This is a genomic window from Nostoc sp. FACHB-190, from assembly GCF_014696905.1.
Lineage (GTDB): Bacteria > Cyanobacteriota > Cyanobacteriia > Cyanobacteriales > Nostocaceae > Nostoc_B.
The window spans coordinates 83078-94491 of record NZ_JACJQW010000006.1 but is presented as its reverse complement, the minus strand read 5'-3'; the positions used below and the strand labels follow the sequence as shown (position 1 = coordinate 94491).

The following is an 11414-nucleotide window of genomic DNA, read 5'->3' as shown; positions in this document are numbered from 1 at the left end:
AGGTACGCAGAGGACTTGATTTAAAACTCTGCGTTACTTTGCGCTCACCTTAGCGACCCTCTGCGTTTTTATAGAACATGGGAGAGAGGAATTATGGCAACAAATATGGATGCAAATGTTGTATTTTACGGGCATTTAAGTGAACTTTATCAATTGGCAAAAGAAGGTAAGATTAAAACTACTCTACAAGGTAGTCATACTCGACCCTGTAAATTTTGGACTGCAACTAAAATTTTAAGTGGGATTAAAGATGCGATCGTCATTTCTCATGGGCCTAGTGGCTGCGCGTATGGGGTGAAGCGGGCGTATAAACTTACTAATAGCCGTAACAGTGGTTCGCCTTATGAACCCGTTGTTACTACCAATATGAGTGAGAAAGCGGTAATTTTTGGGGGTGAAAAAGAATTACGCGGTGCGATTCTGGAAGTAGATCAAAAATATCATCCAGATGCGATCGTTGTTGCTACCAGTTGTGCGTCTGGGATTATTGGCGACTGTGTAGATGAAGTGGTGGGTAAAGCCCGTAGCGAAATCAATGCAGAAATCATGACGATACACTGTGAGGGATTCGCCGGGGAATATCGCAGTGGCTTTGATATTGTCTTCCGCCAAATTGTAGACTTTATGGAAGCCCCGACTCCAGAACGCCAATCACAATTAGCTGATTCTGTCAATATTGTGGGCGCGAAGATGGGGCCGGAAAGGACAGAAGTAGAAGGAGATGTCAAGGAACTAAAACGACTGATTAAGGGGATGGGTGCGAGAGTTCACAGCGTGATTGCTGGTGACTGCACATTAGAAGAACTCAAACAAGCACCAAGCGCAGCCGTTAACTGTACCTTATGTTTGGATCTGGGCTATACCATCGGTAAGGCTATGTCAGATAGATTTGGTACACCTTTAAATTCGACAATTCTGCCTTATGGTATCAGTGCTACAGAAAAATGGTTGCGTGGGGCGGCAAAATATTTAAAGATGGAAGCACAAGCAGAAGCTTTGATGGAACGGGAATATGCAGCTATCAAAACAGAATTTGAAGCAGCCAAGAAATATATCGAAGGTAAGTTAGCCATTATCGAGGGACATGACGCTATTAAGTGCTTATCTATCGCCCACATGTTGGAACGTGATTTTGGGATGCGTGCTGTTATCTATAACTTCCATCCCTGGAGTACAGAAGCGCGAGAAACCAGCGTAGATTACTTGTTAGAAACGGGGTTAGACCCAGAAATCTTGATTACCAAGGGGACTTTAGCTTTTGGTAAGTATGAATCAATGAAACAAACTGAAGATGAATTACTAGAATTTATCGGTGGTTTAGATGCTGATTCTGTAGTTTACTTCGGTTCTTCCTTGAGTTTCCCCCATATTCCCGTTGTCGATTTAAACGCCATCTTAAATCGTCCTAGATTTGGCTATCGCGGAGCTTTAAAGGTCGCTAAGTGTATTAAAACCGCCCTTGAATATGGTTTTAGACCCCGCAGTTCCCTAACTAAGCAAATGGTATTCCCGAAAAACTCAGGATTAGCGTCTGCTCAATCACTCACAGGCAAATTAGCCCAAGATTTACCAGATTGTACCGTATATGCAGGGAAGAAGCGGGGCAAATGTTTTAACGAGTAATAACTTAACGCGATGTGCGACTTATTCTTAAAACCCCTCTCCAAACCTCTCCCCTGCAAGGAGGAGCCACTGCGTTGCGCGGGTTTCCCGCGTTGTAGCAAGTGGCGTTAGAGGCTTTAATTATTACTCCCCTTCCCTACAAGGGAAGGGGTTGGGGGTTAGGTTTGAGAGAAACTTGCACACGGCCTAACTTAGCTGATTGTACTTTATATACAAAGAAGAGAACAGGAAAATGCCCTCAGCAATAACAAGTGAAAACTCCCAGAAACTCAATGTCATAACCTCCCACACAGAGCCACTAACCTTTGATAATTGTGACCACAGCAAAGACCCCATTGTCGGCTGTGCGTTAGAAGGTATCGCCAACATGGTGGCAGGGATTAAAGATGTGAGTATTGTGATTCACTCTCCCCAAGGTTGCGCGTCCACTGTGGCGGCTGGTTATGATAACCATGAGGTGGATTTTACTAAACGAAAAGTAGGTTGTACGCGCCTGTTTGAGTCAGACATTGTGATGGGAGCATCTGACAAACTCAAAGGTTTGATTAAAGAGGCGGATCAATCTTTCAAAGCTAAAGTGATGTTTGTCGTTGGTACTTGCGCCGCAGATATTATCGGTGAAGATATTCAGGGATTATGCAATAGTATTCAGCCAGAAATCAACGCCAAGCTTGTTCCTCTGCTGGCTGGTGGTTTTCGCGGCAATGCTTACGATGGCTTGGAAATGGGTTTAGAAGCTTTACTTCCTTTCATCCACAAAAGAAAGAAGCGGCGAGGTGGTAAAAAGCCCAGAATTGTCAATATTATTGCACCACAGGCAAATGTCAATCCTACTTGGTGGGCTGATTTGCAATGGGTAACGCAGACTTTAAAATCTTTAAGGATTAAAGTACAGACCGTAATTTCTCATGGTACTTCCTTTGAAGAATTGGAAAAAGCGGGTAACGCAACTGCCAATATTCTTCTCAGCCATGATGTGGGGTATAAGTTTGCGCGGAAAATGCAAGAAACCCATAATATCCCCCTAATTCTGGATGATATACCTTTACCCATTGGTGTGCAGAATACTACACGCTGGTTGAAAGCTTTAGCAGCGCATTTCAAAATAGACGAAACAAGAGTAGAACCTCTCATTCAAGAAGGTGAAAACAGGGTTGTAGAAACTCTTCGCAAACGAGCATTGATGATTATTCCCCGATATCGTAACTGTAGAATTGCTGTGTCTGCTGATGGGACGATGGGTATTGGGTTGGTAAGAATGCTGTTTGAAGAGTTAGAAATTATTCCAGAGGTGTTGTTGTTCCGTTCAGGAATGCGCGAATCTCGTTCAATTCTAGAGCGAGAATTACAAAGTATGGGAATTTCTCCCCGTGTAGTATTTTCTGCTGACGGGTATCAGATTAAACAAGCCTTGGCTGATGTTGATACTGATGCTGTGATTGGCTCGGTATGGGAAAAATACATGGCGGAGGAATTGGGAATTAAAATTGCTTTTGATGTATTTAGCCCGACAAACAGAGAGACTTATCTTGATAGACCTTATTTTGGCTATGAAGGTATGATTAACATGATGGAAGTTGTTGCTAACGATTGGGAAAGAGCTTTCCGTTCTAAACATATTCATTGGACTTAAGTGGAATGCGATCGCTCTTGGGGAATCATGAGGGCGATCGCTTTATAATAGAATATGGAAAATAAATCTCCATTATGTAAAAAATATGACACACTCTTCACCCGAAAGAATAGTGAGACGTGGAAGAGTATTCCCCGAAATTCAGTGGACAGAAGCCCAAAAAGCCCAAGATAGAGCCAGAAGACAAGCATTTTATGAGCGTTGTTGGGCTATTTTCGAGCGTTTAAAACCAGACATCCTAGATAAATATTATGGTTGGTATATTGCCATTGAACCGGATAGCGGTGATTATTTTATTGATGAGGATAAAGAAGTAGCAAGTAAAATGGCTAGAGAAAAACACCCTCATGTGATTCATCATATTTTTGGCATTAATGAAACAGGTGTAAGTGGCAGAATATGATTGAGGGAAGATTTGGAGAATATGGACAAATTTATTTTGAAATAGATTTAATTGGCGGGGATGGCTTGAGTTTTCCTGTAGAAACAATGCTAGATACAGGATTTACTGAGTTTTTAGCTATGAACAAACAAGATGTAGAGAGTCTTGATTGGCAGTTTTTAAATCAAGATAAATTGAGAACTGCTCAAGGAGAAACTGATTTTGATGTTTATAGCGGTAGAGTCATCATAGATAATCGAGAATGGGAAATTCCTGTATTTGCTGGAGATGAAATACAGGAAATTTTATTAGGTTCTCGATGGTTGAAATCATTTATTTTAGTCGCTGATTATAGTCAAAATAGAGTTACATTAGATTACATATAAAATATGTGGTGTTACTGAATAAAAAGATGAATTAATTTATTAGTGTGATTTGGCGATCGCTTCCACGGTCACAGTCTTAAATGCGATCAGCTACGCTGGGCGTTTACGCCATCGCATTTTTGGTCAGTGCTGGCAAGGACAAACTAATTATAAATTTGAGTGAAAGCGATCGCCATTAATTGGGAATCAAGCATAAGAATACCTAATACCTAAGCAAAGTTCCGCATAGCATCACTCACCAACTGGTGCTTCTGGGGATTACTTGCTCACTGCATAGCAATAACAGTCTCGTGGCTCTTGAGATATATTTGGATGAATAAACCACCGTTTTAATATCCCTTCTCTGTGCATTCCAACTTTCTCCATAACCCTCACTGAAGCGGAATTTTCGAGGTCACAAACAGCCCAGACTCGATAAATCTCATCTTGTTCTAATGCCCAATCTGTTAATACTTGGACGGCTTCTGGCATATATCCTTTACCCCATTCTGATTTTGCCAGAACATATCCTAAATCTGCTTTAAAGTTATTGAAGCGAATTTCTACCATGCCAATGAGTTGAGCATCTTCCTTGCGAATCAGGACATAAGGAAATGCAGAAGCATTAGACCACACTGAGATACATCGGCTGATCCATTGATGGGTTTCTTCAATCGATTGATGGGGTCTCCAACTTGTATATTTAGCTACTTTCATATCTTGTGCGTATTGCTTGAAGATTAATGCTGCATCTTCAGCAACTGGTTGTCTTAAGGACAATCGTTGAGTTTCAAAAGTTAGTGGCGGTTTCATTCACACTCTTCTATTTCCATAACATCCTTATTTAGAGTAACTAATTGTTATGCTACGCTACCCGATGATATAGAGGTCAGTGTTTAATCAGCCATTGCAATACAATGTATCGATCAACTAAACTAAGTTTATGGACTTAGTTCTTCAAAAGTATGGAAAGTGTAAATATCCATCAAGCCAAAACAAACCTCTCACGCTTGTTGTCTCGTGTGGAACTTGGAGAAGAAATTATTATTTCCAACAGAGGAATCCCAATTGCCAAGTTGGTTCCGTTTCATAACCCATCTAATCGGCGAGCTAGTTTAGGGCTAGATCGAGGACGCTTCATTGTACCATTCGACTTTGATGCGCCTTTGCCAGAAGATATCTTGGCAGCATTTGAGGGTGGTGAAGAGTGAAACTGTTGTTGGATACTCAATGTTGGTTGTGGTGGTTTGCTCAACCAGAAAAGTTGAGTGAGGAGGCAATTACACAGATTGCTGATGAAACCAACGAGTTGTGGTTGTCGGTTGCTAGTATCTGGGAAATTGGGATTAAAGTTGCGATCGCAAAGTTACCATTGCCAGAACCACCAGATAGCTACATTTCTAGCCGTATGGGGCAGTTGGGTGTGCGATCGCTAGAAATTACAGCAACTCACGCTTTAAAAGCGGCTTCATTGCCCTTGCATCACCGAGATCCGTTTGACAGAATGTTGATTGCACAGGCACAGCTAGAAAACATAACGCTTGTCAGTGCTGATACCATATTCAGGCAGTACAACGATGTGGCAATTCTTTGGGCTGCCAATTCGTGAAAAGACATAGAATAAAAACATAGTTTTCAAAGGTGGTGTATCATGCAAATACCCATTGCAGACGCATCAGAAGAATTAGTTCGTTTGGTGGAAGCGGCTTTGCAGGGTGAAGAAATTGTCATCCTTAAAGATAATCAACCTGTAGTAAAGCTGATTGTAGTAGAACAAGTAAAAAAGCGTCGTCCTGCTAAGGCTGGTAGTGCTAAAGGTCAAGTCTGGATGTCTGAGGACTTTGACGAACCGCTTGAGGATTTCAAGGAATATATGGAATGAGATTTCTGCTCGACACTCATACATTTATAAATTTTCTTTGGATCTGGGTTGAACTTCAAAAGCTAACTCGTGCCGATAAAAACATACGTTAAATTCTGCAAAGAAATTCATGTGGCCAAGAATAATGGGTGCGTCTCTTACTTGAGTCCACGCAAAAACGAGCATAACAGGGGAAAACTGAGCAACTGTACCAGAAAGTACCAACCCCCTCGCTTCACTGAGACCTAAATTACCGCTTAACTGAACCTTGACAGTCTGCTCATCCCAAACTGCCCCTAACTGCAAGCCTAGATCATAGGGTAAAACATTAACGCTCGCACCAGTATCAAGCAATGCCATCACCTCAACAGAAGAGTTGCGAGATGAGAGAGTCAAGGGCAGATATGGCATGATGACTGAGCGTCCAAGGCTATCGGTGCGCTCTGTAAATGAAAAACGTTGACTATCAAGCATTGGCTATTGACTGAGCCTCAGCTAAAAGGTCTGATAAGGCTTGAACTGAGGTAGAATCGGCTTGTGGAGACCATACAACGGCTTGGGTTGATGCAAGTTGGTTGAGAAGGTCGTGTTTGGTTACGTCATCATCATTAAGTTCCAAGGTACACCCATCTTCTCTGGCTATCTCAAGTAGAAGAAAATGAATCAAGCGTAATTTATCCTGATGAGACAGCTGATTAATGGTAGGTAAAATTTCTTGGAGTGACATACCACAAAATTGAAAAGGTCTAGCTTCTAGTTTATCCCAGTAACATTTTGCCTAAACAGTATGGCGATCGCTTCCACAGTCACAGCCTTAAATGCGATCGCTCTTTTGGTCAGTGCTGGCAAAGAAAAACTAACTCTTCACTATTTGCACATAGTTATTACATAAATTATTACAATAATAAACCTTCAATGAAGGAGAATATTGTGTCTTGAACTTCAGTTGTATTACACATAAGATAAGGAATGTTTAAATTATCTTTAATATACTCAGCATACGCAATCTCTTGTTTTTGAAAAGACTCAAGTAGAGTTAGTTCATATTTAATACTGTCTCTCGCAATTAACTTATTATAAATGTTTTCAGGGTGATCAACTAGAACAAGAATAGCACTTGGACAAATGCCTTTATATGTTGAATATGGAATTGGCGTGATTTCATTATTTTTGTTTAAGAGGCAAAAATGTCCGTCAAGTAAATACCAGTCATCATTTCTTAAATACTTGTCTATTGCAGTTAAGAGAATGTCTTGATTTCCTGGAATATTTCCCACCTGTTTGTTATGAAAATCCTTTTCTTCCTTTTCTAGAGAAATGAGATGACTTGCAGAAAAATATTTGATATTAAAATTTGATAATATTTCGTTACAAAATGTTGTTTTACCTACACCGTGTACTCCACCAACGAAAATAATTTTACGTTTTTTCATATTTTTGTATATAAAACTGACATAAATAATGGACGGTCATGTAAATTCTTTAATCGTAACTAAATCTATCCACTAAAATGCAAATAAACTTAACTGTTCACCTATTTTACCCTGCTCCATTAACTCATGTCTTCCTTGATTCAGTGCATCTATCCATTCAGATTGAATATACCAATCTCTACGCCAGTTTATTGTGGCTTGTGGTGGAGTAAAATTAGGGCAAAGTTCATATATCTGTTTGAGTGAAATTGACGGAAACGTAAAGCTTTGATAGATAAAAGTGCCGTAAGCGAACTCAGATTTTTCAAAATACATATCATAAAACTCTTTTTCCACTCCTAAAATTTGGTGATACTTATCCCACATCTGATCAACAGGTAAAGATATAGTTTTATCAGCAATAAACCCTCCCTTGATCAGAGAATCAGGTGTAGTTTCGTATAAAAGAATTAGATCACCTAATTCAATTCCAATAGAACGTTTTCGCAGCTCAATTTTTTTGCTGCCATCAATAATCCGTTCGGCGTAAATACGCTTAATGCTTAATGCTTTTATATACTTATCCTGCATAAATACCTCCAAGTTCAATAGCTTTTTTGTACCTTTCTAATGGTAGGCTGTGCATTGTCTGTGGCGCACCCTTGAGAATCTCATTGCTGCGTAAGTCACTTAGATGAATCATTTGACGGAGTGGCATAAGGAAATCAAACTCAACAGCCTGCCGTACTTTTTCTTCACTACCGATTTCTTCCAGCGTCAGAACACCCTTCATTCCTAAATCACTGTAGAGTTTAGTAGGTGTACCAATGTAGCGATTAACAATTCTGGCGATCGCTACAACACCAGATATAGGACTACTAGCATAGAACAAGATAAATGCTCCTCTCATCTCATCCTGGGTACGACTGCACCTACCATAATAGACTGTCTTGCCTGCTTGGAATATCTGAATCAGGAATTGAGGACGAATCGGTATCACGTAAGCTGTTTGAGGAGTGTAAACTGAATCGGCGGGATAGGTCAAGTTAAGCCAAGAATGAAGAGAAAATTGATGAATAATATCACCATTATCAGCACTTAGTTGAACCGTACCACTATTCAAGTTAATTTGTCCAATTTCTTCTCTACCAATAGGATTATGAAATGTCGATATTATGGATGGGAATAGAATTTTTGCTTTATTTATAGGGTCTAAATTATTCTGATCATGCTCATAAAAAAACAGTTTTGTTAAAAACCATTCCGGGTTATGACCTTCACGTTCGTATATTTCTCTTCCTATACCTTCTACCCAGAAGCCGTAACGTTCAAAAAAAGAAACTAGTTCAACTCTCGCTGTTGTAACAAAGGCTCTTCTAATTCGTTCTGATTTCCATTGCTCAAAACAAGTTAAGATTAAGTTCCGACCGATACCGCTACGTCTATAATCCTCAGTTACTAAAAGAGTAGATAATTTAGCTATTCCATTGGCCTTTGGCTTCCAGATAGCAACTCCAATTGCTTGTTGATCTCTATAAGCTACGTTAAAAACACTCTCTGAATTTCTCATGGTTTTATCTAACCATTGAGGGAAGCCGGGATAAAGTGGAGATAGCTCATGATTAAGAACTTTGATTAATTCCATCTCATGCCTAAACTGACTACCACTAAGTTTCTTTACGCCAAATGCGGAAACAATAGAATCAAAGGATTCTCCTTCAACATCTCTTCTTCCCCCACCTAATTGTGAGAAATCGCCAATAATTACGGAACTATAAAGCGTATCTAGAAAATTCTGTAACTCTTGTTGATTGGGAAACTTAAACCACTCTACTCCAGGTGCTTCAGAAATGTGATATCCCTTGTTTTTCAACTGGGAGTGGATTGTTGTTTCTATCCACTCACCTGGAACTGTGACTGCACCCAATAATTTAGGTTCTTCTGGATGTGAAGTTCTAACTTGTGAACGTATACGCTGCCATGCCAATTCTACAGGGTCAGCATCAATGCTCCCAGAGGTTCGGCCAATTTTAACTCGTGGCTGTTCCCGAAGATACGAAGGAAATGAATAAATGTAAAGGACGATCTGAATTTCCATGTCTTGAGCGTAGCAGCTTAAGCAAAGCAGTTAGTCTAGAGATTATAACTTTTATCTATGCTGATTTATTCAACCAAATCTTCTATGTTCATTGATCAAGTGAAAAGCTAGATAAGTATATGTCAGTTTACTAACTGGAAATTTCTACCAAGTTAGAAAATAATTCCTTTGGAAAGCCAAGTTTTTTTGTGCAAGACTCGGTACAACTTGCTTTCCATTGGTGGGTGAATTTACAATAACTTGAAGCCGAAGTTATTGAGAGTCTCGCGTAAATTCTTGCATCCTTTGAGATAGTCTAGAGTGGCGATTCTTTCGGCGGAGTGTTCTGACCAATCACCAGCGACATTCATCTTTTGTTCAGTATAGAACTGTTTCATAATATCGTTGTAGTGAGCGATCGCATCTTCTTGTTCTGCTAATTTATAAGTCTCCCGATGCAATATAGCTTGCTGGGGTAAACGCGGTTTTACTGCTGGTTGAACTTCTGGATTAGGAAAGCCTAAACACTGTCCAAATACGGGGAAGACGAAAGGCGGTAAGTTCAATAATGTGGCTACTTCTTGGGTATGGTTGCGGATTGCGCCTATGTATACTGTTCCTAAACCCAAGGACTCAGCCACTACAGTCACATTTTGCGCTGCTACGGAAGCATCGACTATGGCTTTTACCAAAAGTTCGGTGTATTCTAACGCAACATGAGCTAGTCCACGACTGTCAGCAATTTGAGCTAAACGTCCTAAATCGGCTAACCATACTAAGAATACTGGAGCTTGTTTGACATGGGCTTGATTATTGGAAAAACGATATAGTTCTTGTTTGCGTTCTTCATCTTCAACCGCTACCACACTCCAGCTTTGCAAGTTTGCGGAAGTAGGTGCAGATTGAGCCGCAGCTACTAATAACTCGATGATTCCTGGTGGTAAAGGTTCAGGTAAATAAGACCGGACTGAACGGTGAGATAATATTGTTCCGATAGAGTCATTCCAAGGAATATTGACATCAAAAGGAATTTCACCATAGCGCGATCGCAAAACTTCTACAGGATTAGTCATAATTAAAAACTCCCAACATTTCAAAGGTACAAAAAAACTCTTCGCGTAACTTTGCGCTTACCTCCGCGCCCCTCCGCGTTTATCAACTATTCTGGAAACAAAAACACAATCTTAGTCAAAGATTCTAATTCGCTTGAAGAGTAATAATCAGAGTAAATATCCACTGCTAATATTTCTCTTACTGACATCACAAAAGAGATAAATATCAGCAAAACAAACAGCGCAGGAACAATTTGTTTCCAAAGTCTTGAGAAATGATAAACTTTGCTATTCATCATCCATTTTTCCTAGAAAATAGTTAGGATTTACTCACTAAACATTCCGAAAAAAAGCTACTCGTAAAGCCAAGCGACTTTCAGACATGGGAGAAGTAACCGGAGTTACCATGTGCCAAGAATTATCAGAACGTACAATCACAACTGAAGAATGGCTCAGAGGTAAAATATCTTGAAAAGCCGAATCTGGCTCAGAGTCTTTAAGAATCCGCAAACAACCACCCCAATTTTCTGACCATTCTTGATTAAAAAATAGCAGATGAGTTAAAACTTTATTCGGTTCATCTGTATGGGGAAAATGTTGATGTCCTGATTTATATTTACGAAATCCAATATCTATTACACAATCCGTCAAATCTAAGCCAGTCATATCTCCCAAAGCTTGACGATAAGCATTTGTCCAGAGTCCTTCTATTAGATTTCGCCATACATGACTGAGGTGTTTTAAATCAGAAGTGAGTTTTCCTTGTGAAAGCCGTTGTCGCCAGCGATCGTCTTTAAATTTGAGTAGTAAAGGAATATCTTGACTAGAAGCAATTATCTTTCCCCAGTAATAGCCGTAACCCTCCCCTGTTGATAAAGAAAAATCTTGTTTGGGAAAACTAGCTGTTAATTCTAGACTTACATCTTTTGATAATAAGTCTTTAATTAAAGCCCAATGATACGGAACTTTTTGGATGACTGCGGTACGAATAGATTGGAGATTTAGCATG

General features: G+C 39.9%; 15 protein-coding genes. 7 read left to right on the top strand and 8 right to left on the bottom strand.

The annotated features are described in order from the left end of the window. Positions 1–93: 93 nt before the first annotated feature. The 4 genes from H6G28_RS09805 to H6G28_RS09790 all read left to right on the top strand — a co-directional run bounded on the left by H6G28_RS09805 (position 94) and on the right by H6G28_RS09790 (position 4024). Positions 94–1623, top strand: a complete 1530-nt coding sequence (locus H6G28_RS09805) for a nitrogenase component 1 (protein ID WP_190670495.1) — start codon at positions 94–96, stop codon at positions 1621–1623. Between the two features lie 232 nt (positions 1624–1855). Continuing rightward, entirely contained in the window at positions 1856–3256 is a 1401-nt protein-coding gene (locus H6G28_RS09800) for a nitrogenase component 1 (protein WP_190670494.1), read from the top strand. Positions 3257–3341: 85 nt separating this feature from the next. Further along, a complete protein-coding gene (locus tag H6G28_RS09795) occupies positions 3342–3659 on the top strand; it encodes a hypothetical protein (protein WP_190670493.1) in 318 nt (105 codons plus the stop codon). Further along, positions 3656–4024 carry an aspartyl protease gene (locus H6G28_RS09790; RefSeq protein ID WP_190670492.1) on the top strand — a complete coding sequence of 123 codons (369 nt, stop codon included), beginning with the start codon at positions 3656–3658 and terminating at the stop codon, positions 4022–4024. Before H6G28_RS09795 ends, H6G28_RS09790 begins: the two co-directional genes overlap by 4 nt. Before the next feature lie 258 nt (positions 4025–4282). On the opposite strand, the gene H6G28_RS09785 is transcribed toward H6G28_RS09790, so the two are convergent. Continuing rightward, positions 4283–4816 (bottom strand): GNAT family N-acetyltransferase, encoded by a 534-nt coding sequence (locus H6G28_RS09785; protein ID WP_190670491.1) that lies wholly within the window; start codon positions 4814–4816, stop codon positions 4283–4285. A gap of 152 nt (positions 4817–4968) precedes the next feature. Here H6G28_RS09785 and H6G28_RS09780 point away from each other — a divergent pair, with 152 nt between their 5' ends. Genes H6G28_RS09780 through H6G28_RS09770 form a run of 3 tightly spaced genes read left to right on the top strand, consistent with a single transcriptional unit; the run spans position 4969 to position 5885 of the window. Further along, positions 4969–5214, top strand: a complete 246-nt coding sequence (locus tag H6G28_RS09780; RefSeq protein ID WP_190670490.1) for a type II toxin-antitoxin system Phd/YefM family antitoxin — start codon at positions 4969–4971, stop codon at positions 5212–5214. After that, the gene (locus H6G28_RS09775) at positions 5211–5612 is read left to right on the top strand and encodes a type II toxin-antitoxin system VapC family toxin (RefSeq protein WP_190670489.1); all 402 of its coding nucleotides are present in this window, start codon (positions 5211–5213) and stop codon (positions 5610–5612) included. Before H6G28_RS09780 ends, H6G28_RS09775 begins: the two co-directional genes overlap by 4 nt. A gap of 42 nt (positions 5613–5654) precedes the next feature. Continuing rightward, on the top strand, positions 5655–5885 hold the full coding sequence (locus H6G28_RS09770; protein ID WP_190670488.1) for a type II toxin-antitoxin system Phd/YefM family antitoxin: 231 nt from the start codon (positions 5655–5657) through the stop codon (positions 5883–5885). A gap of 24 nt (positions 5886–5909) precedes the next feature. Here H6G28_RS09770 and H6G28_RS09765 read toward each other — a convergent pair whose 3' ends face one another. From H6G28_RS09765 to H6G28_RS09735, 7 genes are all read right to left on the bottom strand, one after another. Then, positions 5910–6338 (bottom strand): pepsin/retropepsin-like aspartic protease family protein, encoded by a 429-nt coding sequence (locus H6G28_RS09765; protein ID WP_190670486.1) that lies wholly within the window; start codon positions 6336–6338, stop codon positions 5910–5912. Continuing rightward, positions 6331–6591, bottom strand: a complete 261-nt coding sequence (locus tag H6G28_RS09760; protein WP_190670485.1) for a hypothetical protein — start codon at positions 6589–6591, stop codon at positions 6331–6333. Before H6G28_RS09760 ends, H6G28_RS09765 begins: the two co-directional genes overlap by 8 nt. Positions 6592–6760: 169 nt before the next feature. Next, entirely contained in the window at positions 6761–7297 is a 537-nt protein-coding gene (locus H6G28_RS09755; protein ID WP_190670484.1) for an ATP-binding protein, read from the bottom strand. Between the two features lie 72 nt (positions 7298–7369). Then, a complete protein-coding gene (locus tag H6G28_RS09750; protein ID WP_190670482.1) occupies positions 7370–7867 on the bottom strand; it encodes an ASCH domain-containing protein in 498 nt (165 codons plus the stop codon). Then, positions 7857–9374, bottom strand: coding sequence for a GNAT family N-acetyltransferase (locus H6G28_RS09745; RefSeq protein WP_190670481.1), 1518 nt, complete (start codon positions 9372–9374; stop codon positions 7857–7859). The genes H6G28_RS09750 and H6G28_RS09745 overlap by 11 nt, the downstream gene beginning before the upstream one ends. A 230-nt stretch (positions 9375–9604) precedes the next feature. Further along, the gene (locus tag H6G28_RS09740) at positions 9605–10426 is read right to left on the bottom strand and encodes an NADPH-dependent oxidoreductase (protein WP_190670480.1); all 822 of its coding nucleotides are present in this window, start codon (positions 10424–10426) and stop codon (positions 9605–9607) included. Positions 10427–10738: 312 nt separating this feature from the next. Next, positions 10739–11413, bottom strand: coding sequence for a 2OG-Fe(II) oxygenase (locus H6G28_RS09735; protein WP_190670479.1), 675 nt, complete (start codon positions 11411–11413; stop codon positions 10739–10741). Between the last annotated feature and the right edge of the window lies 1 nt (position 11414).